This is a genomic window from Pseudomonas monteilii, from assembly GCA_001534745.1.
Taxonomy (GTDB): Bacteria; Pseudomonadota; Gammaproteobacteria; order Pseudomonadales; family Pseudomonadaceae; genus Aquipseudomonas; species Aquipseudomonas alabamensis.
On the sequence record CP013997.1, the window covers coordinates 825,235 to 850,923 of the forward strand.

Annotated in this window: 24 protein-coding genes; 12 read left to right on the top strand and 12 right to left on the bottom strand. The window is 64.9% G+C overall.

The genetic code is table 11. The annotated features are described in order from the left end of the window. Positions 1–4 precede the first annotated feature (4 nt). The 3 genes from APT63_03725 to APT63_03735 form a co-directional block, all read right to left on the bottom strand. A complete protein-coding gene (locus APT63_03725; GenBank protein AMA44792.1) occupies positions 5–391 on the bottom strand; it encodes a hypothetical protein in 387 nt (128 codons plus the stop codon). A gap of 191 nt (positions 392–582) precedes the next feature. Continuing rightward, on the bottom strand, positions 583–798 hold the full coding sequence (locus APT63_03730) for a hypothetical protein (protein AMA44793.1): 216 nt from the start codon (positions 796–798) through the stop codon (positions 583–585). Positions 799–839: 41 nt separating this feature from the next. Then, the gene (locus APT63_03735; protein ID AMA44794.1) at positions 840–1,604 is read right to left on the bottom strand and encodes a sulfate transporter CysZ; all 765 of its coding nucleotides are present in this window, start codon (positions 1,602–1,604) and stop codon (positions 840–842) included. 236 nt (positions 1,605–1,840) lie between these two features. Here APT63_03735 and APT63_03740 point away from each other — a divergent pair, with 236 nt between their 5' ends. Further along, positions 1,841–2,440 (top strand): alkyl hydroperoxide reductase, encoded by a 600-nt coding sequence (locus tag APT63_03740; protein ID AMA44795.1) that lies wholly within the window; start codon positions 1,841–1,843, stop codon positions 2,438–2,440. A gap of 120 nt (positions 2,441–2,560) precedes the next feature. Continuing rightward, a complete protein-coding gene (locus APT63_03745; GenBank protein AMA44796.1) occupies positions 2,561–3,523 on the top strand; it encodes a thioredoxin reductase in 963 nt (320 codons plus the stop codon). A gap of 93 nt (positions 3,524–3,616) precedes the next feature. Here APT63_03745 and APT63_03750 read toward each other — a convergent pair whose 3' ends face one another. Next, the gene (locus APT63_03750) at positions 3,617–4,465 is read right to left on the bottom strand and encodes a nicotinate-nucleotide pyrophosphorylase (protein AMA44797.1); all 849 of its coding nucleotides are present in this window, start codon (positions 4,463–4,465) and stop codon (positions 3,617–3,619) included. A gap of 240 nt (positions 4,466–4,705) precedes the next feature. Here APT63_03750 and APT63_03755 point away from each other — a divergent pair, with 240 nt between their 5' ends. The 3 genes from APT63_03755 to APT63_03765 all read left to right on the top strand — a co-directional run bounded on the left by APT63_03755 (position 4,706) and on the right by APT63_03765 (position 8,331). Continuing rightward, the gene (locus tag APT63_03755; GenBank protein ID AMA44798.1) at positions 4,706–6,874 is read left to right on the top strand and encodes a hypothetical protein; all 2,169 of its coding nucleotides are present in this window, start codon (positions 4,706–4,708) and stop codon (positions 6,872–6,874) included. Positions 6,875–6,940: 66 nt separating this feature from the next. Further along, positions 6,941–7,504 carry an N-acetyl-anhydromuranmyl-L-alanine amidase gene (locus APT63_03760; protein ID AMA44799.1) on the top strand — a complete coding sequence of 188 codons (564 nt, stop codon included), beginning with the start codon at positions 6,941–6,943 and terminating at the stop codon, positions 7,502–7,504. After that, complete coding sequence (locus APT63_03765) at positions 7,501–8,331, top strand: hypothetical protein (GenBank protein AMA44800.1); 831 nt, start codon at positions 7,501–7,503, stop codon at positions 8,329–8,331. Before APT63_03760 ends, APT63_03765 begins: the two co-directional genes overlap by 4 nt. A 14-nt stretch (positions 8,332–8,345) precedes the next feature. Here APT63_03765 and APT63_03770 read toward each other — a convergent pair whose 3' ends face one another. Together APT63_03770 and APT63_03775 are read right to left on the bottom strand one after the other, a co-directional pair. Further along, the gene (locus APT63_03770) at positions 8,346–9,122 is read right to left on the bottom strand and encodes a hydrolase TatD (protein ID AMA44801.1); all 777 of its coding nucleotides are present in this window, start codon (positions 9,120–9,122) and stop codon (positions 8,346–8,348) included. Positions 9,123–9,124: 2 nt separating this feature from the next. Beyond that, positions 9,125–10,120 carry a transcriptional regulator gene (locus APT63_03775; protein AMA47783.1) on the bottom strand — a complete coding sequence of 332 codons (996 nt, stop codon included), beginning with the start codon at positions 10,118–10,120 and terminating at the stop codon, positions 9,125–9,127. 430 nt (positions 10,121–10,550) lie between these two features. Here APT63_03775 and APT63_03780 point away from each other — a divergent pair, with 430 nt between their 5' ends. Genes APT63_03780 through APT63_03790 form a run of 3 tightly spaced genes read left to right on the top strand, consistent with a single transcriptional unit; the run spans position 10,551 to position 16,095 of the window. Then, positions 10,551–13,415 carry a PTS fructose transporter subunit IIA gene (locus tag APT63_03780; GenBank protein ID AMA44802.1) on the top strand — a complete coding sequence of 955 codons (2,865 nt, stop codon included), beginning with the start codon at positions 10,551–10,553 and terminating at the stop codon, positions 13,413–13,415. After that, positions 13,415–14,362: a 1-phosphofructokinase gene (locus APT63_03785; GenBank protein AMA44803.1), complete on the top strand. Its 948-nt coding sequence runs from the start codon at positions 13,415–13,417 to the stop codon at positions 14,360–14,362. The genes APT63_03780 and APT63_03785 overlap by 1 nt, the downstream gene beginning before the upstream one ends. Continuing rightward, positions 14,359–16,095 carry a PTS fructose transporter subunit IIBC gene (locus tag APT63_03790; GenBank protein AMA44804.1) on the top strand — a complete coding sequence of 579 codons (1,737 nt, stop codon included), beginning with the start codon at positions 14,359–14,361 and terminating at the stop codon, positions 16,093–16,095. Before APT63_03785 ends, APT63_03790 begins: the two co-directional genes overlap by 4 nt. Positions 16,096–16,247: 152 nt before the next feature. Here APT63_03790 and APT63_03795 read toward each other — a convergent pair whose 3' ends face one another. Further along, on the bottom strand, positions 16,248–16,463 hold the full coding sequence (locus APT63_03795) for a hypothetical protein (GenBank protein AMA44805.1): 216 nt from the start codon (positions 16,461–16,463) through the stop codon (positions 16,248–16,250). Between the two features lie 203 nt (positions 16,464–16,666). On the opposite strand from APT63_03795, the gene APT63_03800 reads away from it, so the two are divergent. Then, a complete protein-coding gene (locus APT63_03800; GenBank protein ID AMA44806.1) occupies positions 16,667–17,248 on the top strand; it encodes an aldehyde dehydrogenase in 582 nt (193 codons plus the stop codon). Positions 17,249–17,436: 188 nt separating this feature from the next. Here the strand turns inward: APT63_03800 and APT63_03805 are convergent, their stop codons facing one another. The 5 genes from APT63_03805 to APT63_03825 all read right to left on the bottom strand — a co-directional run bounded on the left by APT63_03805 (position 17,437) and on the right by APT63_03825 (position 22,533). Continuing rightward, positions 17,437–18,729, bottom strand: a complete 1,293-nt coding sequence (locus tag APT63_03805) for a porin (GenBank protein ID AMA47784.1) — start codon at positions 18,727–18,729, stop codon at positions 17,437–17,439. A gap of 243 nt (positions 18,730–18,972) precedes the next feature. Then, complete coding sequence (locus APT63_03810) at positions 18,973–19,197, bottom strand: hypothetical protein (protein AMA44807.1); 225 nt, start codon at positions 19,195–19,197, stop codon at positions 18,973–18,975. A 246-nt stretch (positions 19,198–19,443) separates the two neighbouring features. Next, positions 19,444–19,773 (bottom strand): hypothetical protein, encoded by a 330-nt coding sequence (locus APT63_03815; GenBank protein ID AMA44808.1) that lies wholly within the window; start codon positions 19,771–19,773, stop codon positions 19,444–19,446. Between the two features lie 113 nt (positions 19,774–19,886). Further along, a complete protein-coding gene (locus APT63_03820) occupies positions 19,887–20,786 on the bottom strand; it encodes a chemotaxis protein CheW (protein AMA44809.1) in 900 nt (299 codons plus the stop codon). Between the two features lie 202 nt (positions 20,787–20,988). Then, positions 20,989–22,533, bottom strand: a complete 1,545-nt coding sequence (locus tag APT63_03825) for a nitric oxide reductase transcription regulator (GenBank protein ID AMA44810.1) — start codon at positions 22,531–22,533, stop codon at positions 20,989–20,991. Positions 22,534–22,692: 159 nt separating this feature from the next. Here APT63_03825 and APT63_03830 point away from each other — a divergent pair, with 159 nt between their 5' ends. The 3 genes from APT63_03830 to APT63_03840 all read left to right on the top strand — a co-directional run bounded on the left by APT63_03830 (position 22,693) and on the right by APT63_03840 (position 25,534). Beyond that, on the top strand, positions 22,693–23,865 hold the full coding sequence (locus APT63_03830) for a nitric oxide dioxygenase (protein AMA44811.1): 1,173 nt from the start codon (positions 22,693–22,695) through the stop codon (positions 23,863–23,865). Positions 23,866–24,331: 466 nt separating this feature from the next. Then, entirely contained in the window at positions 24,332–24,649 is a 318-nt protein-coding gene (locus tag APT63_03835; protein AMA44812.1) for an addiction module toxin RelE, read from the top strand. 378 nt (positions 24,650–25,027) lie between these two features. Continuing rightward, on the top strand, positions 25,028–25,534 hold the full coding sequence (locus APT63_03840) for a disulfide bond formation protein B (protein ID AMA44813.1): 507 nt from the start codon (positions 25,028–25,030) through the stop codon (positions 25,532–25,534). Positions 25,535–25,689: the final 155 nt, after the last annotated feature.

Below are 25,689 nucleotides of genomic sequence, written 5' to 3' on the forward strand. Positions count from 1 at the left end.
CCGATCAAGCGGCTCGCTCGGTTTCCTTGATGTGGTCGTAGACGACACCCAGGGCGTCGCTGACCAGATTGATGTCGACATCCACATGCAGGTCCTGGCTGGTCTGACCACGGACCTTGAACAGACCGCCATGGGGACCGATGGCGGGGCGTTCGCTGTCCAGCACGGCACGGGTCAGCAGGTCGATCAACGATTCGCTGTAGTTCACCACGCCATCCTGGTCCCACGTGGTGTAGAACAACCGATCATGGGGTTCGTCGATGTCGCGTGCTTCGAGAATCTCGCGCAGGCGCCATTTGACGCGGTGTTCGGCGATGACGGCGTTCTGCAGGTGCGCAGGCACGCCGGCCAGGTCGATGAAGTCTTTCGAGGTGACGTCGTAGAAGTCCATGGGTGATCTCCAGGTGAGGGGGCCGCCCCGTGCGGCCGGGCCACATTGAAGATCGGACCGAGATCGAACCGGCGCTACATAGTTAGCGGGTCCGCTCTCTCACGCACCACGCTTGAGGTCCGGCTGGCCGACAACAGAAGCAACCGCTGCCCGATGGGCTGGCTGCAGGGTCGCTTCGGCCCACCCTTCGATCATCGCCAGCCCATCGCCCATACCTGGGCATCGCGCAGCACCCGCCAGTCCAACCACTCGCTGCGCCCGCTGTGCACGGCCTGCAGTTCCACACGCAGAAGGGTGCCCGCTTCGTCATGCTCCAGGTCGGTGACCAGAAAGTGCTTTTCACGGTTCACCGGGTGCGTCGCAGTCCATTTGGACAGCTTGAGCTTGGCGGGGTTGAAGCGATTCATGGGAAGCTCCTGTGGACGAGGTAAGATCAGGTCGGGGCGTTTCAGGCCCGATGATCGGGCATGCCTGCAACGCGGGTATCACCTTTTTCCCGCACCCAGAACACCGTCGCCCCCGCTACCGCCGCCGGCATCATCAGGATGTTCACCAGCGGAATCAATAGCGCCAGGTAGGTGATGCCACCGAAACCCAGGCTCTGCCAGCGCTTGCTGCGCAGCCAGGCGAGCATGTCCTGCCAGCTCATCTTGTGGTTGTCGGCCGGGTAGTCGATGTACTGGATGGCCATCATCCACACCCCGAACAACAGCCAGAGCGGCGCGGCGATCACGTTCACCACCGGGATCAGCGACAGCACGAACAGGCCCAGGGCCCGCGGCAGGAAGTAGCCCAGCTTGCGCATTTCACGGCCGAAGGTGCGCGGGACCATGGCGACCAGTTCGCCCCAGCTGAACGCCGGGAAAGGGTCCTGGCCGCTCACGACCACCTCGACCTTTTCCGCCAGGAAGCCATTGAACGGGGCCGCAATGATGTTGGCGACCAGGGTGAAGGTGAAGAACACCATCAATGCCACCAGCACCACGAACAACGGCCAGATGATGTAGCTCAGAAAGCCCAGCCAGTCCGGCAGGTTCGGCATCAGGGTATCGACCCACAGCCCGAACTGATGCCAGGCGAAGTACACCAGGGCGCCGAACAGCAGCAGGTTGGTCAACAGCGGCAGCAGCACGAACAGGCGCAGGCCAGGGCTCAACACCAGCCTGAGCCCTTCGCGCAGGTACTGAGGGCCGGACAGAACGGGAACGGGCATGTAAGGGCACTCCAGGTTCGACAGAAGGGCCGACCTTACCGAGTTTGCACGGCAGGCGGAAGCGACCTGCCTGTGACGGGGTGTGACGGCCCAGGTTCCCCGGCGACGAAGCCGCTTGAAGGCATAGAGCGGGGCTATGAGGTGGATTGTCGATGGATATTTCCTTACTCTCTGCGACCTCGCTACAGTGCTTCAACTTTCAAACCCTTCGGATCTCGACTTAACAAGGAGTCACCATGAGCATTCTGGTCAACAAGCAGGCCCCGGATTTCGACGCAGCCGCCGTTCTGGGCGATGGCTCGATCGTCGACAGCTTCAAACTGTCCTCGCTGCGCGGCAAGTACGTCGTGCTGTTCTTCTGGCCGCTGGACTTCACCTTCGTCTGCCCATCGGAAATCATCGCCCACAACAACCGCATGGATAAATTCCGCGAGCTGGGCGTCGAGGTGGTCGGTGTATCGATCGACTCGCAGTTCACCCACCACGCCTGGCGCAGCACGCCGGTGGAGAAGGGCGGCATCGGCGCGGTCGAGTTCACCATGGTCGCCGACGTCAAGCACGAGATCACCCGTGCCTACGGCATCGAGCATGAAGCAGGTGTCGCGCTGCGTGCCTCGTTCCTGATCGACCAGCAAGGCGTGGTACAGCACCAGGTGGTCAACAACCTGCCCCTGGGTCGTGAAGTCGACGAGATGGTCCGCCTGGTCGAGGCGCTGCAGTTCACCGAGGCCCATGGCGAAGTCTGCCCGGCCGGCTGGCGCAAGGGCCAGAAAGGCATGAAGGCCGACGCCCAGGGCGTTGCCGACTACCTGGCCGAGAACGCCACCAACCTGTAACACGCAGTCTTGCTTCACCGCGGCCGGCGCTCCAGCGCCAGGCCACGGTCTTCAACATCCAGCCGGCCTCGCCGGCGCCACGACGACGGTCCTGCGTGATCGCGTCGACAGGAGTGCATCATGTCCGAATCACGTCACTCGCGCGTCATCATTCTCGGCTCGGGCCCTGCCGGCTACAGCGCTGCCGTTTATGCCGCACGTGCCAACCTCAAGCCCTTGATGATCACCGGGATGCAGGCAGGCGGTCAGCTGACCACCACCACCGAAGTCGACAACTGGCCTGGTGACCCCCATGGCCTGACCGGCCCGGCGCTGATGCAGCGCATGCAGGAACACGCCGAGCGTTTTGAGACCGAAATCGTCTTCGACCACATCAATGCCGTGGACCTGGCCAACAAGCCGTTCACCCTGACCGGCGACAGCGCGACCTACACCTGCGACGCACTGATCGTCGCCACCGGTGCCAGTGCCCGCTACCTGGGTCTGCCGTCGGAAGAGGCGTTCATGGGCAAGGGCGTGTCGGCCTGCGCGACCTGCGACGGGTTCTTCTACCGCAACAAGCCGGTGGCCGTGGTCGGGGGTGGCAACACCGCCGTGGAAGAGGCACTGTACCTGGCCAACATCGCCAGCAAGGTGACCCTGATCCACCGTCGCGATACCTTCCGCGCCGAGAAGATCCTGATCGACAAGCTGCACGCACGTGTGGCCGAGGGCAAGATCGAGCTCAAGCTCAACGCGAACCTGGACGAAGTGCTGGGCGACAACATGGGCGTGACCGGCGCGCGGTTGAAGAACAACGACGGCAGCAGCGATGAGATCAAGGTCGATGGCGTCTTCATCGCCATCGGTCACACGCCGAACACCTCGCTGTTCGAAGGTCAGCTGACCCTCAAGGACGGCTACTTGGTGGTCAGCGGCAGCCGTGAAGGCAACGCGACCGCCACCAACGTCGAAGGCGTGTTCGCCGCAGGCGACGTGGCCGACCACGTCTACCGCCAGGCGATCACCTCGGCCGGTGCCGGCTGCATGGCCGCTCTGGACGTGGAACGCTACCTGGACGGCTTGCAGAACGCGTCGTTCTGATCCGCTAGGGCGACTGCACCCGGCATGCGCCGGGTCGCGTGTCGAAAAAGCCCGGTATCGCCTGTGCGGTCCGGGCTTTTTCGTGCCTGTGCGTCAGAGGCTCAGGCGCATCGACAGGTCGACGGCCTTGACGTCCTTGGTCATGGCCCCGATCGAGACGAAATCGACGCCGGTCAGGGCGATGTTCCGCAGGGTCGTTTCGTTGACCCCGCCACTGGCCTCGAGCTTGGCCTTGCCCGCCGTCCGACGCACGGCTTCCCGCATGTCGTCCAGGCTCAGCTCGTCGAGCATGATGATGTCGGCTCCCGCGTCCAGGGCCTGGCTCAGCTCATCCAGGCTCTCGACTTCGACCTCCACGGGTTTACCGGGCGCAATGCGGTGCGCGGCGGCCACTGCCTGCGCGATACCGCCACTGGCAGCAATGTGGTTTTCCTTGATCAGGAAAGCATCGAACAGACCGATGCGATGGTTGTGCCCGCCGCCGCAGGTGACCGCGTATTTCTGCGCCAGGCGCAGGCCGGGCAGGGTCTTGCGGGTATCGAGCAGGCGTACCGAGGTATCGGCCACCAGGTCCACGTAGTGCCGGACGTGCGTCGCGACGCCCGACAGCAACTGCAGGAAGTTCAGCGCCGAGCGCTCGCCGGTGAGCAGCGACCGGGCTGGCCCCTCGAGGTGAAACAACGTCTGATCGGCCGTTGCCCGCTGACCGTCGACGACGTGCCAATGCACCGCGACGCGCGGGTCGAGCTGACGGAAGACCGCATCGACCCAGGCCGTGCCGCTGATCACGCAGGCCTCGCGGGTGATGACCGTGGCCTTGGCCAGACGCTCGGCCGGGATGAGCTGGGCGGTGATGTCGCCGCTGCCAACGTCTTCGAGCAGGGCGCGGCGGACGTTGGCGTCGATTTCGGCAGAAAGGTCGGCAAGGCTTAGGTTCGGCATGTCGTGCTCCAAAACGGGATGCCGGCGATTATAGGGCAGGCCGCGATCCTGTACAGGGACGCGGCCTGCTGCCTTTTGTCAGGCGGTAGGGAGCTTTGTGTACCTTTTATGGTCTGTGATTACGACCGTCCCCACGCCAAGGAAAGACGGTGCAGACGTCATGGTCGAGGCCAAGCCGATTGGCCTCGTGAATACGGACCCGCAGCAGCGTCGATGACACGCCCTGTCAAGGAGATCGGGATGTACAAGGAAAGCAATGTTGTGAACCTGGCGCAGGCCATGCGGCACGGCCTTCGTGCCGTCGAGCCAGGGCTGCCCATGCTGGTCGTGCAGGTGCGCGACAAGGCGGCCCTGCAGCTGCACCAAGGCATGCGCACGCTGTTCGACATTGCTGACGATACGCTCTTCGAACTGGCCGACAAGGCCCTCTGCGACCATGATCGACGGCTGATGCTCGATGCCATGCACGAGATTCGTCAGCAGCGCAAACATTTAGAGCGCACGTTTATGGATATGTTCCATGACGCCTTCTATCAAATCAGCCGCTCCCGTGCGGCGACCTGGCCAACGCGCTCCGTGGAGCAGAGCTGGAATCCACCGGACTACCGTGAGTCGGCCTTGGTGCTCGAAACCCTGGTCGAGCGGGCGGTCGCACGCGACAGCCAGGCCCTGCACCATTTGAATGTGCGCTTTCATCACCTGCTCGAAGCGCCCCTGGACATGCAGCACAACCCGCTGGGCCCCCGTTGCCTGGGCGACTATTTCCTGAGGATCGTGCACATGCTCAGTGTCAGCGCCAAGGTCAAGCTGGTCCTGGTGAAACTCTTCGAACGCTGCATCTTGCGTGATGTGGATTTGATGTATGCCGAAAGCAATCAGATGCTCATGGCCGCCGGTGTCCTGGGCGCGCTCAAGTCTGCGCCCCGGCGGCGTGCCCAGGATGGTCAGCGCATGAGCAGCGCGCGGCCTGCCAATCAGGACGACACCCACCTGGCACCGGACCAGGGCGTCGATGGCGAGTGCTTCACCACGGCCTACGCCTTGCTGACCCCGCGCCGGGGCCGGTTGTCGTCCGGTGCCTCGGGCGGTCGTGGCCTGCAGGTGATCGAGGGGCATGACCTGCTCCGGTTGCTCACGGCGTTGCAGCAGCGTGCCCTTGCGCCTGAAACGCCAGCCCTCTTCGACGTCGTCGAACAGCTCGGGTCGGCCCTGTCGCACATCACCAAGCGGGGTGCCGTGACCTGTTGCATTACAGAGCACGACGAAGCGGTGATCGACCTGGTGGGGCTGTCCTTCGACCAGATTCTGGCGGACCCGAATCTGCCGCGATCGCTCAAGGCGCTCATCGATCGCGTGCGGATTCCGGTGATGAAAGCCGCGTTGATGCAGCCAGGATTCTTCGACCACCCAGGCCACCCGGCCAGGCGCCTGATCCAGGCGCTGGCCGACACCGGCATGGGCTGGAGCGACGAGGGTGAACAGTCCCCCGAAGGCGTGCAGGTGGTGCTCGAGCACCTGGTCCATCGTCTGGTGGCCGATTTCACCGAGGACATGGGCCTGTTCAACGCGGTGCTGAACGAGTGCCTGGTGCGGGTGGAGGAAGAGCGGCAGCGTACTGCCAGGCTCGAACAGCGTGTCCGCGACGCCGAGGAAGGCCGCCTGCGCTGGTTGCAGGCGCGGCAAAGCGTGCAGCGCGAACTCAACCTGCGGCTGCATGGCCGTTTCGTACCGCATATGGTGGTGGACATGCTGGTCACTGGCTGGAGCCAGGTGTTGCTGATGGCCTGGCTCAAGCATGGCGAGCGTTCCTTGCCGTGGTCCAAGGCCCTGGCGACCATGGACTCGCTGCTGCTGAGCGTGGCGCCTCATCGTCAGACCTTGGCCAGGCAGGAGCTGCTCGAGCGCGTCCCAGGGCTGCTCAAGGCCCTGCGTGAAGGGCTGGCAGGCGTGGCCATGGAGTCGACTGCCATGAGCACGTTCTTCCAGCGGCTGCAGCAACTGCATCTGCGCGCCTGTAGCCCGTCGGAGGAAGGCGAGGATGCTCAGGAGGCGCTGGTGCATGTGCAGGACGAAATCGTCCTGGCCGTGCCCCAGGAGAGCATCTGTGGCCCCCTCTGGCAGCCGGCGGCGGACGACCCTTCGCTGCTGAGCGTGCGCGCGCTCCGCACGGGGCAGTGGATCGTCACCGACGATGGCGAGTCCGATCGCTGCAAGTTGGTAGCGTCTCTGGACGACGCCGATCGGCTGGTGTTCACCCACCAGGGAGGGCGCAAGGTCCGCGAATGGACACGCGCAGGCCTGACCATGGCCATGCGTCGCGGCGAAGTCCGGTTGCTGGAAGACGGGCCGGTATTCGAGCGCTGCTGGCCGCGTGTCCTGACCCAGTTGCGCGGGCAGTCCTTGCACTGAATCTTCATGCAAGCGCCAGGGCCTCACGGCATACTGGCGCCTCCTTTCCGTGATGCAGGAACGATCATGCAACTGGACCCCGCGACCGGCTGGTTCACGGACGTCGTACGATGCCCTTCACCGAACTTCAACGCCCGCCCGGCGAACGAGCCGATTTCCCTGCTGGTCATCCACAACATCAGCCTGCCGCCGGGTCGCTTCGGCACGGGCAAGGTCCAGGCCCTGTTCCAGAATCGCCTGGACCCGGCCGAGCATCCTTATTTCGAAGGCCTGCGTGGGCTGACCGTATCGGCGCACCTGCTCATCGAGCGCACGGGGCAGGTGACCCAGTTCGTCTCCTTGCTCGACCGTGCCTGGCATGCCGGCGTGTCCTGCTTCGACGGCCGCGAAGGCTGCAACGACTTTTCCATCGGCATCGAGCTGGAGGGCACCGATGACGAACCCTATACCGAGCCTCAATACAGGGTGCTGGCCCAGCTTACCCGGCTCATCCAGGCCACGTGGCCGATCATCGACGCAGCGCGTATCCAGGGCCACAGCGACATCGCCCCAGGGCGCAAGACCGACCCGGGGCCAGCCTTCGACTGGGCACGGTTCGAGGCTGACCTGAGCGACAAGGTGCTTTCATGAGTTTTCTGGTGCTGATCCTGATCCTGGGGATCGAGAAGTTTTCGGCCTGGCGTCCGCGGCTTCAACGGGACGGGTGGTTTCTGCGTGAACTGGCGCGCCTGGAGCGCGATGAGACGATGCCGTCTCTTGGCGTACTGGCTGTGCTGGTGCTCGTTCCGGTAGGCCTGCTGGCCTGGCTGCTGCACGTGCTCGAGCCCGTGGCGTATGGCCTGCTGGCATTGCCTGTGCACGTGCTGGTGCTGCTCTACAGCCTGGGGCGAGGGCAGGCCAAGGGCGCACTCGGACCCTTCCGCGATGCCTGGCGCCGGGGCGACAGCCAGGCCAGTCTGTATGCGGCCGAACGTGATCTGGGCATTCGAGAGGAAGACACCGAGTCGGTGCTGGGGCGCGTTCAGGGCCACCTGATCTGGCGGGTCTACGATGGATTCTTCGCGGTGATCTTCTGGTACGCGGTGCTCGGGCCGGCAGGTGCCCTGGGTTTCCGCTTGCTGACCCTGTGCCAGCACCACGGTCGCCGACAGGGCCTGGTGGTCCATGCCGCACGGCTGCGTCATGGGCTGGACTGGATACCGGCCAGGGTGTTGGTGGTCAGCTTCGCCCTGGTCGGCCATTTCGTCGCCGTCATGCGCCTGCTGTTGCAGGAAGTGCTGGCCTGGCGTCTCCCGGCGGCAACGTTGCTGGCCAAGGCAGGGCAGGCCGCCGATTCGCCTATCGGTCCACGGGCAGGCCAGCCTGGGCTGGACTACCTGGACAGCCAGTGGGCGTTGCTGCAGCGTAGCGCCGTGCTGTGGTATGTCGGCCTGGCGGTGGCGGTGGTGCTTGCCTGAACCGGTTGTCGGCCCTACCAGTCGAACACGGCATCGGCATTGCGGCTGCTGGCCTGCGCCAGCGTATCAGGCTCGATGCCCATGACCTGGGCCAGGGCGGCGGCGATCTGGGGCAGATGATCCGGGCTGTTGCGTTGCCCAGGGAACATCGACGGCGCCATGTCCGGGGCGTCGGTTTCCAGTACCACGCTGTCCAGGGGAAGCTGGGGCAGGGTACGCTGCAGGCGCAGCGCCTGCGGCCAGGTGCCAGCGCCGCCCAAGCCTAACTTGAAGCCCAGCTTGATGTATTCACGCGCTTCCTCGACGCTGCCGGCGAACGCATGGATGATGCCTGGCCTGGGCATGCGGTAGCGCTTGAGGGTGGCGATCACCTGGGCATGGCTGCGCCGCACATGCAGCAAAGGTGGCAGTTCGAATTCCACGGCCAGCTGCAATTGCGCTTCGAACAGCGTTTGCTGGCGAGCCTTGTCGAGGGCGGGCAGGTAGTAGTCCAGGCCGAATTCGCCCAGGGCGCACAGGCGCTTCTGGCTGTGCAGGCGGTCGAGCCAGGCGCGCAGTTCGACCAGATGCTCGGGACGATGCTGGTCGAGGTAGACCGGGTGCAGGCCAAGTGCGGCATGGACCGCCTCCTGGCTACAGGCCAGGTCCCAGACCCGCTGCCAGTTGGCCTGGTAGACACCCAGCACCACGATGCGCTCCACGCCCCCTGACCGAGCCCGGGCCAGGACCTGGAGACGGTCCTGATCGAAATCCTCGAAGTCCAGGTGGGTGTGGGTGTCGATCAGGCGCATGGTCAGGCCTTGAGCAGGCGTTGCTTGAAGGTACGGGCCACCGCGTGCACGCCGGGCTGGTAGCGCCCTTGTTCCACGGCGGCCACAGCCAGCTCCAGTGCCGTGTGGGCGATCAGGCCGTGTTGCTGAGCCATGGCATTGACCGGCAGCGGCAGGAAGTCCAGCAGCTGGTTGTCGCCGAAGGTGCCGAGCCGCAGGTGCCGGGAATCGTCGCCGCAGGTGCGCAAGACGTCGAACACGCCCTGCAGCAGCACGTACGAAGTGGTCACCAAGGCATCGGGCAGCCCGCCGAAGTCATCGATCAGGCGCTGCATGAGGCGCTCGCCCCAGTCACGGCTGAAGGCTTCGCCCTCGTAATGCGCCACCTGCCCGGGGTAGGCCTGCAAGGCCTGGTCGAACCCCCGCAGGCGCGCCTGGCTCACGCCCAGCGCCGGACGCGCGCCGATCAGCGCGATGCGCTGGGGGGCGGTGGCCAGCAGGCTGGCGGTCAGCAGCCGACTGGCCTCCTGGTCATCGCTGATCACCGAGCAGAAATGCGCAGGGTCCATGTGCCGGTCGATGGCGATGATCGGCAGGCCCTGGGCGTGCAGCGTGCGGTAACTGTCATCGTCCGCTGGCAGGCAACTGGCGACGAACAGGGCATCGCAACGCCGCGCCCGAAACAGCTGCTGCAACTGCCGCTCGCTCTCGGGTTGATCGTCGCTGCTGGCGATCAGCAGTTGGTAGCCCCGCGCCCGCGCGCCTTGCTCCAGCTGCTTGGCCAACCGTGCATAGCTGGGGTTTTCCAGGTCGGGAAGAATGAAGCCCAAGGTTCGCGTGTGACGGCTGCGCAGCCCGGCAGCCTGCGGGTTAGGCGTGAACCCATGGGCCTCGACCACCGCGCGCACACGCTCGACCGTGGCCTGGCTGATGCGTTGCTGTTCGGCCTTGCCATTGATGACGTAGCTGGCGGTGGTCACGGAGACTCCCGCCAGTCGAGCGATATCGCTGAGTTTCACCACAGATTCCTTGTCATGACCGACAGTCCGGCCTTTCTCGACAGTCTTGCCGATCCGCTGCACCCAGCGCAGGCGACCAATGTCGTAGTTGTCTGACGTCATGGTAACGCCGTTGTCTCGAGAAAGTCAGACGTTGTACGTCATCTGCGGCCTGTCGCACGGATGGCCGGTGGCGGTGAAAGCCTCGCCCCGAGGATGGGCCATACTGGCTACAACCGCGACAAGGCCAGGCGTCCAGGGGGCATGGGCGACAGGCTGGGCTTTTTTGCCGACCGAATATCGAGTAACGTGGCCGGTTTAATCAGGTTAATCGTTTCAGCAGGCGCTTACTGTCACCGTCTTCACGCCTGCCGGGGATCAGCGACACGTTCCCGCCCTGTACTCACAACAATACCAGGTACCGCATTCGGGTACCGTAAAGGAGAAGGTCATGCTAGAGCTCGCCAAAGAGCAGATAGCCATGGGGCAGGTGGCGGCCGACAAGCCCGCCGCGCTGCGCCTGCTTGCCGACCGCCTGGTCGCCGACGGCCTGGTGGCCGAGGGTTATCTCGGTGGGCTGGAAGCCCGTGAGGCCCAGGGGTCGACGTTCCTCGGGCAAGGCATCGCCATTCCGCACGGCACGCCGGACACCCGCGAACTGGTGTTCACCACAGGCGTTCGCCTGATGCAGTTCCCCGAGGGCGTGGACTGGGGGGGCGGGCAGATCGTCTACCTGGCGATCGGCATCGCCGCACGTTCGGACGAACACCTTCGGCTGCTGCAACTGCTGACCCGTGCCCTGGGTGAAACTGATCTGGCCGAGGCCCTGCGCCGTGCCAGCTCTGCCGAGGCCCTGCTCAAGCTGTTGCAGGGCGCGCCGAAGGAGCTGGCCCTGGACGCCCAGTTGATCGGCCTGCAGCAACCGGCCGAAGACTTCCAGGAACTGGCCTGGCGTGGCGCGCGGCTGTTGCAGCGCGCCGGCTGTGCCGACGAAGGCTTCGCCGGCGTGCTGCAACAGGCCGAGCCCCTGCCATTGGGTGAAGGGCTCTGGTGGCTGCACAGCGAGCGCCACGTGCGCCAGCCTGGCCTGGCGTTCGTCACCGCACAACAACCGCAGACCTACCGCGGGCAGCCGCTCAACGGCCTGTTCTGCCTGGCCAGCCTGGGCGCCGCCCACCAGGCCTTGCTCGAGCGCCTGTGCCAGGTGCTGATCGAAGGCCGTGGTCAGATGCTGTACCAGGCCACCAGCAGTCGCGCGGTCCTGGAGGTTCTGGGCGAGCAGGTGCCAGCCGACTGGCCGAGCGAACGCATCGTGCTGGCCAATGCCCACGGGCTGCACGCCCGCCCGGCCAAGGTGCTGGCGCAGCTGGCCAAGGATTTCGAGGGCGATGTGCGGGTGCGTGTGGTGGAAAGCGGGCAACCGGCCGTGTCGGCCAAGAGCCTGAGCAAACTGCTGAGCCTGGGGGCTCAACGTGGCCAGACCCTGGAGCTGAGCGCCGAGCCCTCGATCGCGGCAGACGTCCTGCCCGCCTTGCTGGCAGCGATCGGCGAGGGGCTTGGCGAAACCGTCGAGCCCGTGCAGGCCAGCGAAAGCGTGGTGCAGCCGGCAGCGTCCGCCGTGGCTGAACCCATCGCACGCGCGCCAGCTGCGGGCACGCGGATCCAAGGTGTCGCGGCGGCGCCTGGTATCGCCAGCGGCCCGGCGCACCTGCGTATCGAGCGGACCATCGACTACCCCACGCGAGGCGAGTCGCCCCGCGAGGAACGCGTCAAGCTCGAGCAGGCCATCGCGGCCGTCAATGCCGACCTGCAACGGCTGATCGAGCGCAGCGATCGGGCGATCGGCGAGATCTTCGTCACCCACCAGGAAATGCTCGCTGATCCAGGGCTGACCGACGAGATCGAACAGCGCATCGGCCAGGGCGAAAGCGCCGCCGCGGCCTGGATGGGGGTCATCGAGGCGGCTGCCCGGCAGCAGGAATCGCTGCGCGATGCCTTGCTGGCCGAACGTGCCGCCGACCTGCGCGACATCGGGCGCCGTGTGCTGGCCCAGTTGTGCGGCATCGTCGAAGCCGAGGAGCCGACCGAGCCCTACGTACTGGTCATGGCCGAGGTCGGTCCATCGGACGTGGCACGGCTCGACCCGGCGCGTGTGGCCGGGATCCTGACTGCCCATGGGGGCGCCACGGCGCACAGCGCGATCGTCGCCAGGGCGCTGGGCATTCCGGCCGTGGTCGGCGCAGGCGACAGTGTGCTGCTGCTGGAGCCCGGCACCGCCTTGCTGCTCGATGGTCAGCGGGGTCAGGTCAGCGTCGCGCCGGCCGCGGACGAGCTGGCCCGGGCCCTGGCCGAGCGCGATGCCCGTGAGCGTCGCTTGCAGGCCGCCTGGGAACGTCGCATGGAGCCTGCCGTCAGTCGCGACGGCCAGGCCATCGAAGTGTTCGCCAACATTGGCGAAAGCACGGGGCTGGAGAAGGTCGTGGACTGTGGCGCCGAAGGGGTCGGCCTGCTGCGCACCGAGCTGATCTTCATGGCCCATGCCCAGGCGCCGGACGTGGCGACCCAGCAAGCGGAGTACACGCGCGTCCTGGACGGTCTGGACGGGCGCCCCCTGGTGGTACGCACGCTCGATGTCGGCGGTGACAAGCCGCTGCCGTACTGGCCGATCGAGGCCGAGGAAAACCCGTTCCTGGGCGTGCGTGGCGTGCGCCTGACCCTGCAGCGGCCCCAGGTGATGGAAGATCAGCTGCGGGCCTTGCTGCTGGCCGCGGGTTCACGGCCGCTGCGGATCATGTTCCCCATGGTCGGGCAGATCCACGAGTGGCGCGAAGCGCGCGCGATGGTCGAACGACTGCGCCAGGAGATCCCGGTGGCCGACCTGCAACTGGGCATCATGGTCGAGGTGCCCTCGGCTGCCCTGCTGGCACCGCAACTGGCCCGAGAGGTGGACTTCTTCAGTATCGGCACCAACGACCTGACCCAGTACACCCTGGCCATCGACCGCGGCCATGCCAGCCTGTCAGCCCAGGCCGACGGTCTGCACCCGGCTGTCCTGCGGCTGATCGACATGACCGTGCGCGCCGCCCATGCCGAAGGCAAGTGGGTCGGCGTGTGTGGCGAGCTGGCGGCGGACCCGCAGGCGGTCGCCATCCTGTTCGGGCTGGAAGTGGATGAGCTGAGCGTCTCGGCGCGCAGCATTCCGGAAGTCAAGGCGCTGGTGCGCGAAACCGATTACCAGGCCGCGCGCGCCCTGGCCCGCGACGCGCTGGCCCAGGACAGTGCGCAGGCCGTTCGTGCCCTGGTGGAGGCTCACTGATGGCCAAGATACTTACCGTCACGCTCAACCCGGCGCTGGATGTGACCATCACCCTGGACGCCTTGCGCGCCGGGCATGTCAATCGTAGCCAGGGCCAGGCGACCCATGCGGCAGGCAAGGGCCTCAACGTGGCCCAGGTGCTTGCGGACCTGGGCAATACCTTGACCGTCAGCGGCTTTCTCGGCTGCGACAACCTGCAGCCGTTCGAAGCCTTGATGCAGGTGCGTGGCTTTACCGACGGGTTCATCCGCGTGCCGGGCGAGACGCGCAGCAACCTCAAGCTGGTGGAAGCCGATGGCCGGGTCACCGACGTCAATGGCCAGGGGCCGGAGGTCGGCGAAGAGGCGCAGACAGCGCTGCTGCGTCGGCTGGAAAGCCTGGCGGTCGGCCATGACGCCGTGGTCGTCGCGGGCAGCCTGCCCCGGGGCGTCAGCCCGCAGTGGTTCCGGCAACTGCTGGTGCAATTGCGCGAGCAGGGCCTGAAGGTGGTGCTCGACAGCAGTGGCGAGGCCCTGCGTGCCGGTCTCGACGCCGCGCCCTGGCTGGTCAAGCCCAACGCCGAAGAGCTGGCCGACGCGCTGGGTGTGCCACTCGAAGAGTCGACCGCGCGCCGAGAGGCCGTGGCACGCCTGCTCGAGCGAGGCGTCGAACACGTGGTGCTGTCCCAGGGCGAGGCGGGCGTGAGCTGGTTCTCGTCCGGGCAGACCCTGCACGCCAAGCCGCCGACCGTGCGCGTGGCCAGTACCGTGGGCGCCGGCGATTCGCTGGTCGCCGGCATGGTGCACGGCCTGCTCAGCGGCGAGCCGGCCGAGCAGACCTTGCGTCGCGCCACGGCGATCGCCGCCCAGGCGGTGACCCAGGTCGGCTTCGGCATCCATGACCGTCCGCAGCTCGAATGCTTGCAGGCAGGCGTTCAACTCACTTCCCTACACGAGGCTTGCCGATGAACATCGTCATTGTCACCGCCTGCCCCAATGGCCAGGTGTCCAGCGTGCTCAGCGCACGCCTGCTGGCCGCCAGCGCGCATGCCCGGGGCTGGCACACCCACGTCGAGATCCAGGATCCACAGCACGCCAGCCCGCAGGTAGAGTCGGCCGACATCGAGGCGGCCGACTGGGTTCTGGTCGTCGCTACCGGCCCTGTGGACCTGGCGCGTTTCGACGGCAAGCGTCTGTACCAGGCCACCCCGGCCGAGGCCCTGGCCGACCGTGAGCGCTTCCTCGACGAAGCGGCGGCCAACACCCATGTGCACCAGGCGTCGGCGCCTGCCGCGCCTCAAGCAGGCACGAGCACGCCACGTATCGTCGCCATCACCGCCTGCCCGACCGGTGTCGCGCACACCTTCATGGCGGCCGAAGCCCTGCAACAGGCGGCTGCCCAGGCCGGCTACACCTTCCACGTCGAGACCCAGGGCTCGGTGGGTGCGCGCAATCCACTGCCGGACGAGGCCATCGCCGACGCCGATGTGGTGCTGCTGGCCGCCGACATCGAGGTGCCGACCACGCGTTTCGCCGGCAAGCGCATCTATCGCTGCGGTACCGGTATCGCCCTGAAGCAGGCCCGTGCAACTCTGGACAAGGCCCTGGCCGAAGGCCGTGTGGAAAGCGCGGGTCAGGCAGCGGGCGGCGAGGCCAAGAGCAGCGAGAAGACCGGCGTCTACAAGCACCTGCTGACCGGTGTGTCGTTCATGCTGCCGATGGTGGTGGCCGGCGGTCTGTTGATCGCCTTGTCCTTCGTCTTCGGCATCGAGGCCTACAAGGAAGCCGGGACCCTGCCTGCCGCACTGATGCAGATCGGTGGCGAGGCGGCCTTCAAGCTGATGGTGCCGCTGTTGGCTGGCTACATCGCCTGGTCCATCGCCGACCGGCCGGGCCTGGCGCCGGGCATGATCGGCGGCTTGCTGGCGAGCAACCTCGAGGCGGGCTTCATCGGCGGTATCGTCGCGGGCTTCCTGGCCGGTTACAGCGCCAAGGCCATCGCCCGCTGGGCGCGACTGCCCAGCAGCCTGGAGTCGCTCAAGCCGATCCTGATCATCCCGTTGCTGGCTAGCCTGTTCACCGGCCTGGTAATGATCTACGTGGTCGGTCACCCGGTGGCCGCCATGCTCGAAGGCCTGACGCACTTCCTCGACAGCATGGGTACCACCAACGCCGTGCTGCTGGGCCTGGTGTTGGGCGCAATGATGTGCGTGGACCTTGGGGGGCCGATCAACAAGGCCTCCTACGCGTTTTCGGTGGGCCTGCTGGCCTCGTCCAGCTACGCGCCGATGGCCGCGACCATGGCGGCGGGCATGGTGCCCCCCATCGGCCTGGGTATCGCCAGCTTCCTGGCACGGCGCAAGTTCGCCCAGAGCGAGCGTGAGGCCGGCAAGGCGGCCTTGGTGCTCGGCTTGTGCTTCATCTCCGAAGGGGCGATCCCGTTCGCCGCCAAGGATCCGTTGCGGGTGATCCCGGCGAGCATCGCCGGTGGCGCGCTGACCGGTGCCTTGACCATGTACTTCGGCTGCAAGCTCATGGCACCCCATGGCGGGCTGTTCGTGCTGCTGATCCCCAACGCGATCAACCACGCGATGCTGTACCTGCTGTCGATCCTTGCAGGCAGCGTACTGACCGCCGTGATCTATGCGGTGATCAAGCGCAGTGAAAAGGTCGAGATGACCGTGGCCTCGGCGGCGCCCTGAGCCATCCCTCGCGTCGTGCGGAGCGGGTGGCGGTGGCTCGACCGCGGTCCTGACGACGCCTACCGAAAAAGCCGAAGGCTCTGACGCTGCAGCCCCATGAGGGTCGTGGCGTCAGAGCCTTCGGCCTGTAGGGCGCAACGATGAGGTGCCGATCATCGCGTGCGGCGCAACGGCTCGAGTAGGGCGCCCAGCCCGTTGTGGTCGATCTCGTGCATCAGGGCCAGCAGCCGCCCCAGTTCTCCTTCCGGAAAACCCTTGCGTGCGAACCAGGCCAGGTAATCGCCCGGCAAGTCGGCGAGGGTGCGGCCCTGGTATTTGCCGAACGGCATGGTCCGCTCGACGAGTGATTGAAGCGCTTCAGGGTTCACGGCAGGCCTCCCGGGCCGGGCAAAGCGTGCACGATACTGCAATCTGCATGATGGCTGAAGTCGCCATCATGCAGAACACCACCTGACCAGGCGCCGTTCTTGCTGCTAACGTGTTGATTTTGCTAGGTCTTGAAAATTCTTTGAACCTGGCACGAAGGCTGCTCTCACATATAGGGACTATCAACTGCCACGGAGTTTGAGCCATGAGCAATCCAAACAAAGAAGTGATTGATGTACTGAACAACCTGATCGAGTACAGCAAGGACGGCCAGAAAGGTTTCGAAGAGGCTGTTGATGATCTGAAGAATCCAGAGCTCAAAGCGTTCGCTCGCCAGCGCGCTGAAGGCTGTGCACAGGCGGCCCGCGAACTGCAGGCCGAAGTGCGTTCGCTGGGCGGTGACCCAGAGACGTCCACCAGCTTCACCGGCGACCTGCACCGCGGCTGGGTAAACCTGAAGTCGGCCCTGACCGGCAAGGAAGACAAGGCCGTCTTCGAAGAGCTGGAGCGTGGTGAAGACTACGCGCTGAAAGCCTACAAGGATGCCGTCGAGAAGCTGGCCAAGCTGGGCCATGGTGATGTTGCCGTCGGCCACACCACCGTCACCACTGGTGTAGGTGCCACTCACGTCGGCGCCACCGATGGCCTGACCAGCACCGCCACCACGGCAGCGACCGGCAGCGGCCCGTACGCCCTGGTGCGCAAGCAGCTCGAAGGCGTGCAGAAGAATCATGACGAAGTCAAAGCCCTGCGCGATCGTGAAATCGCCAAGGCCAAGCACTCCTGATTCACGGCCCATTCCTGTGTCGCCCGGAACGCAGGCTGCGTTTCTGACACAGGAGGGCTGATATCGATGCTCACGGCTGTACGCCGTGAGTCATCACCGGATAGAGGCAGTGTCTCGACGCTGGCGCGACTACGTTCCGCCAAGCCGACAGCACTGCCTCTTTCCGTTTGGGGGACAGCGTCCTGCTGTCAGAAGATGTTCAGCGGGTAGTCGACGATCACCCGGTATTCATCGACATCGTTGTCGACCCACGAATACCCTTGGCTGCCCCGGTGACTGGCGTAGCGCAGCTGCACGGCCAGGTCCTTGAACTGACCCTCCTGAACCACGTAGCGCACGTCCAGATCGCGCTCCCAGTGGTGGGCGTCCTTGCCATCGGGGTTGTACCAGTTGCCGTAGCCGCTGCTGCTGCGATCGGCCTTGGTCAGGTCGATCTCGCCCCGTGAGTAGGACAGGGTCGTGCTCAGCCCCGGATAGCCCAGTGCCGAGAAGTCGTAGCCGTACTGCAGCTTCCAGGAGCGCTCGTTGGGCCCGTTGAAGTCCGAGTACATCCGCGAGTTGTCGAGGAAGACGCTGTCACCCTGGTTGATGTAGTCGAACGGGGTGTCGCCATTGACGCGCTGGTAAGCGGCCGTGACGCTGTGGCCATCGACGTCCAGGGTCAGGTGCAGGCTGTAGGTATTGTTGTCGATGGTGCCCAGCAGCGCCTTGCCAGTGTCCTGGGTATGGTAGACATGGAACCCAGGATTGAGGCTGACATGGTCGTTGATGACATGGATGTACTCGAAATCGGCGTAGTACTGGTTCCAGATGTCCTGAAGTTCGGCGCCATACAGACTGGCGGTGATGTTCGGTGTACCGCTCCAGGTCGCACCGGCCCAGTTCAGATGATGGCTTTTGCTGCCGTCGGCCAGCGTGCCGTAGAACGTGTCGATACGACGGTGTCCGCTCTGATTGTAAGGCTTGGTGAAGCTGGCCTGGCCGCCTTCGAGCATGAGCCCATCGATGCTGGTGTTGGTCAGGCTGACCCCACGGAAGGTCTGCGGCAGCATGCGCGTCTCGCCACCGGCGATCACCGGGTTGGTGAGGAACAGGTCGCCGGCCTTGAGTTCGGTGTCGAACGCCTTGAGCTTGATCGCTGCCCCTGCCGTGGAGAAGGCGCCTGGCGCCTTGCCCAGTTCGCCGTCGTCCTGGTAATGCAGCGGCAGGATGCTGGTCCCGGCGTGCCCGCCACCGCCATCGAGCTTCAGCCCCAGCATGGCATGTGCATCGAGGCCGAAGCCTACCGTGCCGGGTGTATAGCCGGACTGGAAGCGCGCGACGAAGCCTTGCCCCCACTCGCGGTTGTCGGCATTGCCTGGGTTGAGCTGGTTGCGATTGAAATAGGCATTGCGTGCGTTGACGTTCAGCGAAGCGCCTTCGATGAAGCCTTCGGGCTGTTCGTCAGCCGCGTGAGCGGCAGCAGGAATCGTTGCAGCCATTGCAACGAAAAGCGGCGTGAAGCGGGACACGATGGGCACCGGTACGGGCTCCTTTGTACGAGAGGGTGGACAGGTCGTGTTGTCGGCCCGGCTACTTTCTCGTCAGGAACGTACACACCGCGAAGGGATGAACAGCACACGAAAGAAAAGCCGCCGGTCGACCAGCGGCTGGGTAAACTACCACACCGAAACGATTCGTGCCGCGACGCCATTGGCGTACCGGCAGGTGCGTCGACACGTGGGTCAGCTGTCGCCCTGGGTACTGTCGTGCGCCTTGGAAGCGGTCTGCTGTGCGTCCTGCAGCCCTTCGGCACGCTGTGCGGCGAACGCTTCGCGCGCAGCCTGATGGGTCGCGTCGAGCGCTGCGTTGCGCGCAACGAACGCCGGTGATTCTTCGGCCATCGCCCAAGGTGAAGACAACAGCGTGGACAGCAGGGAAACGCACACGAGTTTGGAATGGATCGACATGAGACACGTCCTTCTTGCCAGGCAAGTATCGGTTGAATGCCCCTACGGTAGGCGTGAAACGGACGTTTAAACAGCGACCGGCTGGAGAATGACTATTGCGTTTCAGGTAATAATTCACCCGAAAGTGGTGGGTATCTTCTTGAAAGCGGCGAGCTTGAGCGATTCAAGCTCGCGCAGGAGGCAGGCCGGTCGGCGCTTCAGCGCTCGGAAAGCCAGCAGTGGGACGACGAAAGGACAGGGCCGTTTCTAGCGGATCAGCCGACCCTTGAGTGACGAGGCCTGCCACTCGCTGACGAAGGCACGTTGCTGCTGCTTGTCGAACAGGCACAATTCGGTGCCGGTGCGTTTGTTCAGGTGCTTTTGTGGGTAGGTGCCTTCGAGCACCAGGGCGCTGTAGCCGACCTGGTCTTCGAACTCGACCGGTTTGCCACGCACGTGGGCGTCCTTGAACTGGCTGGCGGCCAGGCAGGTCTTGAGGACCTGTTGACGGTGTTCGGTCCAGGCCTGTTCACTGGAGGCCTGGGCGGTGCCGACCGATACCAGGCAGGCCAGCAGGGGAAGAATGAAGCGTTTCATGGCGGTCTCGCGTGGGCATGACGTTGACCACAGAGTAATGCCAATCGCGTGGTCGGTTCAAAGCTTCGTTGCCGAGGCGTCCTGTCCGACCGTTCCGACCGTCGTGAACGACGTCAGCGCTCGGCGAAGACCACGGCCTCGGCAGCCGTCATCAGGCAATCGGTCAGCTCCGGGGACGAGAACTTGGTCAGGATGGCGTTGGCGCCGCAAAGCCTGGCCTTTTCGCCGGCCATGGCGCTGTCCAGCGACGTATGCAGCAACACGTAGAGGTGCTGGAAGTCCGGCGTCTCGCGCAAGGTCCGCGTGAAGGCGTAACCATCCATTTCCGACATCTCGATGTCTGAGACCACGATGTTGATCTCCTTGTCGGTGCCTTGCAGTTCCAGCAGCACGTCGATGGCTTCGCGGGCGCTGCGCGCCGTACGGCATTCGATGCCCAGGTTGCGCAAGGTGAACACCGATTGCTGCAGCGCCACCAGGCTGTCGTCGACCACCAGGATGTTGGCTGCGGCCAGCAGCATCGATTGATCATGGTCCAGGGCGCCCACAGGAGGGTCCTGACTGGGCGGAACGATGCCCTGCAAGACCTTCTCGATGTCCAGGACCTGCACCAGTTGCCCGTCGACCTCGGTGACGCCGGTGATGAAGGCGCTGCGGCCTGACCCATGGGGCGGCGACTTGATGTCGTGGCTGCGGCAATGAATGATTCGGCTGACCGACTGCACGTGCAGGCCTTGGCGCGATCGGCTGATGTCGGTGACGATCAGGCAGCCCCCTTGCGGATCGGCCAAGGGGCGCTCGCCGATGGCACGGGACAGGTCGATGACCGACAGCGCCTGGCCACGCAGGGTCGCCACGCCTCGCACGTGCGGATGCGATTGCGGCAGCACGGTCAGGACGGGGCAAGGGATGATTTCGCTGACTTTGAGCAGGTTGATCGCCATCAGCTTGCCACTGCGCAGGGTGAACAGCAGCAGCGACAGAGCGTCCGCACGGGCGTTTCGGGTGGGCATGGTGATCGTCGGGCTCGAGTGGACAGGTTGTCAGGTTATCGACCTGCACGAGGCTGGCTTTAACGGCAGCGACGATATTGAGCCGCAGGGCGGCAGGGCAGTGGTGAGCCACTGCCACCCCGGAGCGCTGTCTGTGCGCCTGATGGGCTGCACGGCAGCCCTGCTGCGCAGTCGTGCACTCTATAAGGATAGACGGCCCTGCTCAGCGCACACCCAGCCGCTTGGCCAGCCGGTTCAGGTTGGCCCGGTCCAGTTGCAGCTCGCGCGCCACGGCGGCCCAGTTGCCCGCCTGACGTGCCAGGCAGGCTGCGATCACCTGCCGTTGGTAATCGTCCAGCGCCTGGCGCAATCCGCCTTCGGGTACGGCAGGGGAGGGTGGTTCGGCAGGTACTACGGACGAAGGCGTCGCAGGGCCCAGGTCAAGATCGGCGACCTCCAGCGTCAGGATGCGCGGACGCCGTTCCTGGCGGCCCAGCGCCTTGAGCGCCGAGCGTCCGATCAGGTGCTCGAGCTCGCGCACATTGCCAGGCCAGGCGTAGTGAAGCAGGGCCGTCTGCGCCGGTTGGCTCAGCCGCAGGCCATTGAGCCCCATGCGCGAGCGATTCTGCTCAAGAAAGTAGCCGGCCAGCAGCAGCACGTCGCGCCCACGCTCGCGCAGCGGCGGGACCTGCAAGGGGTACACGCTCAGGCGATGGTAGAAGTCGGCGCGGTAGCGTCCCTCGCGCACGGCCTCGGCCAAGTCCCGGTTGGTCGCCGCGATGAGCCTCACGTCCACATGATGCTCGCGGTCCGAGCCCAGGCGCTGCAGGTGGCCGCTCTGCATGACGCGCAGCAGCTTGGCCTGTACGGTAAGCGACAGCTCGCCGACCTCGTCCAGGAACAAGGTGCCGCCATGGGCCAGCTCGAACTTGCCGCGCCGCTCCCCGTGTGCGCCCGTGAACGCGCCCCGCACATGGCCGAACAGCTCGCTTTCAACCAATGTCTCCGGCAACGCCGCGCAGTTGAGACTGATCAGCGGTTTGTGCGCCCGGTCGCTGGCCTGGTGCAGCGCCTGCGCCACCAGCTCCTTGCCCACTCCGGTCTCGCCCGTGATCAGCACCGTCATCGGGCTCGCACCCACCAGGCGGATTTCATCAAGCAGGTGCTGGTGCGCCGGGCTCTGGCCGATCATCTCCTGACGCTGACCACCGGCCTGACGATAGACCTCGGCCCGCTGTTGGGCATCCTCGGCGCGCAGGGCCAGGTGTTCGATGCGCTGGGCGACCGTGACGGTCGCGGCGGCCAGGCTGGCGAACGCCTGCAGGGCGTCCAGTTCGACGGCGCCGAACTGACCCGGTGTCAGCGAGTCGAGCGTCAGCAACCCCCACGGCCGGTCGTTGACCCTCAACGGACAGCCCATGCAGTCATGCACTTCGAGGTCGACGTCGGGGGCGTTGATCAAACCGTCATAAGGGTCGGACAACTCGCTGTCGCTGGCGAACCGTGTGGGGTGGTGATGCTCGAGCAGGATCGCGAACCGAGGGTGTTCGCTGATCCGAAATCGCCTGCCCAGGGTGTCGGGCGACAAGCCGTCGACCGCCAGCGGCACCAGCCACTCGCCCTCCAGCTTCAGCAACGCCGCCGCATCGCATGGCAGCAACGCGCGCATGGCGTGCAGCAGGCGCCGGTAGCGCTCCTGGTCGGGCAGGTCGCAAGACAGGTCGCTGACCAAGGGCAAGAGCGCCGTCAGCAAAGGTTTCGAGGTCATAATGACTCCTGGTAGTCGGTAAGACTCTACCGGATCGAGGGTCATTATGACCTGACCTGCATCAAGACACCCTGTCTACAGGGCCAAAGGGGTTGGCACGGTTCCTGAAGAGGCCCCTGCATCCGATTCCTGGCTACCTTGCCCTTTGGAGTGACTGCCATGCTCGATGACCAACAACGCGCGATCATCAAGGCCACCGTCCCGCTGCTGGAAACCGGCGGCGAAGCGTTGACCACGCATTTCTACGCCATGATGCTCGACGAGTACCCAGAGGTGCGCCCGCTGTTCAATCCCGCGCACCAGGCCAGTGGCGCGCAGCCCCGCGCATTGGCCAACGCCGTGCTGATGTATGCGCGACACATCGACCGACTCGAACAGCTCGGCGGTCTGGTCGGGCAGATCATCAACAAGCATGTGGCCTTGCAGATCCTGCCCGAGCATTACCCGATCGTCGGCACCTGCCTGCTGCGTGCCATCCGTGAAGTGTTGGGTGAGGACATCGCCACACCGGCCGTCATCGATGCCTGGGCGGCGGCCTACCAGCAACTGGCCGACCTGCTCATCGGGGCCGAGGAAGACCTCTACCGGCAGAAGGCGCAGGCCACCGGGGGCTGGCGTGGCGCTAGGTCCTTCCGGCTGGTGCGGCGCGAGCGGGAAAGCCAGGAGATCGTCTCGTTCTACTTCGAGCCGGTGGACGGCCAGCCCGTGCTCAAGGCCGAACCCGGCCAGTACATCGGCGTGCAGCTGTTCATCGACGGCGTCGAGCAGCGGCGCAACTATTCGCTGTCCTCGCGCTGCGATGGTCGACAGTACCGGATCAGCGTCAAGCGCCAGCCCGGCGGCACGGCGTCCAACTACCTGCACGATCACCTGCAGGTGGGCGATACGGTGCCGATGTTCCCGCCAGCGGGTGACTTCACCCTGGCAGACGGGCAGGGCCCACTGGTACTGATCAGCGGCGGCGTCGGCATCACCCCGACCCTGGCCATGCTCGAGGCCGCGCTCGAACAAGGACGTCCGGTGACGTTCATCCACTGCGCACGCAATGCGGCGGTGCACGCCTTCGGCGACTGGGTCGATGCGCTGGCGGCACGCCATCCGCAGCTCAAGCGGTTCTACTGCTACGCCGAAAGCGACGGTACGCCAGGCGCCGATGCCATCGGTCTGCTGGACCAGGCGCTGCTCGAACGCTGGCTGCCCAGGGAGGCGCAGGTGTACTACCTCGGGCCGCAACCGTTCATGGCTGCCGTGCGCCGTCATCTCCAGGCACTGGGCGTGCCTGAATCGCAGATGCACCATGAGCACTTCGGGCCGGCTGCTGCGTTGGCTTGAATGCCACACCAGTGGTAACTGACGCATCAGGCGTTTCGCCAAGTGCGTCGTATGGCGCGGCTATGATGGGATCTCCGGCTTTGCCTAGAGCTACTGTCAACGTTTTGAAAAAAGGATCGCTATCGCGGCAACCTTGCTCAATACCGAGCAACCGGCTAGCATACTCGTACGTTGCTACGATGTAGCTACATTATGAGTGGAGGTGATGTCATGGCTACCGCACTGAAAACCACTGACGTGCGTTGCCGCATCGAAGAGGACTTGAAGGAGCGTGCCACTGCGGTTTTGCAGAGTTGTGGTCTCAGCGTCAGTGATGCAATGCGTCTTTTTCTTCGCCAGGTTGTTGCCACACAAGGACTGCCTTTCGAGGTACGTGTGCCCAGCGAAAAAACCGCGCGAGCTCTCGTTCAGGCTCGTGAAATTCGCCGTCAGTTTTATTCGATAGAAGAGATGGTAGAGGATTTGGATGGCGAAGCAGGCGAAGACGCACACGTCGAAGCGGGCCGCACTGCCAAGAAGCGTCGCGTACACCCGTGAGTTCAAGAAGTCTTGGCAACGCTACGAGCGCGCCGGGGTGAGGAATATGAACGAAGCTGTCGAGGTCATGGCGTTACTCTTCAAGGGGCAGCCACTGCCTCCAGAGTATTTGGATCACGAACTGCAAGGAAACTGGGGTGGGGCCCGAGAGTGTCACATCGGTGGAGATTTTCTGCTGGTGTACGAGGACGATGGTCGCATGCTGACCTTTGTCGATCTAGGTTCTCACAGCGAACTCTTTGGCTAAGTTGCACGCTCAGCGCGCCTGTCGATCAGGCGCTGCGTTGCTCCTTGCGCCGATCGCGCAGCTTCCCCGCGAAGGGCTTCTGACTTTCGAAGGCTACAGGGTAATCACGCTGAACGGCTTGCAAGTGCCAGTCCCTTGTCGTTTCAAATACGAACACGTTTCATCTTTAATCGACGGTTAATCCCTGTATCCTTCACTCGCAACGGCTACCGCACGTCGCGGCGTCACGCCGTGGCCGCTCGTTTCATGCGGATGCGTCGTGAACCGTTCGCGCAAAGACCGGTCTGAATCCTCCCGGACAGACTGGATGGCGGTGCCCTACGAACGTTCGCGGCTCAGCAGTGTTGCGCACCGTCTTGTCCACCGAAGGAAACCGCAATGAACGACTACACCTCGCGCCTGAACCGTGAACGGCGCTTTCTGGCACTGCTGGGGCTCATTTGCCTGGCGTTGATCGGCGGGGCGCTGTACATGCAGATCGTGCTGGGCGAAGCGCCTTGCCCACTGTGCATCCTGCAGCGGTATGCACTGCTGCTGATCGCCCTGTTCGCGTTCATCGGGGCCGCCATGCCCACCGCCCGAGGTGTCACACTGTTCGAAGGCTTTGTGGTGCTCAGCGCGATCGGCGGGGTGATTGCAGCCGGCCGCCATGTGTATATACTCGCCAACCCGGATGTCAGCTGCGGCATCGATGTCCTGCAGCCCATCGTCGATGAGCTGCCCCTGGCCAAGGTCTGGCCGCTGGTGTTCCAGGTCGATGGATTCTGCACCACGCCCTACCCCCCCGTGCTGGGGTTGTCGCTGGCCCAGTGGGCGTTGCTGGCCTTCGTCCTGACCGCTGTGCTGGTGCCTGCAGGCATCGTTCGTAACCGCCGCCGTCCCTAGACCAAGCGCGCCACTTGCGCAAGTCGAGCGACCCGCCGAGTGGCCCTGAAAATCCTGTGGTTAATCCCGTTCGAATCGACCGAAGCCTTGAAATAGAAGGGCTGCAAGGGGTGTGAAAGGGGTGTGACAAACTGTCGCGAACCTGATTTTTTGCG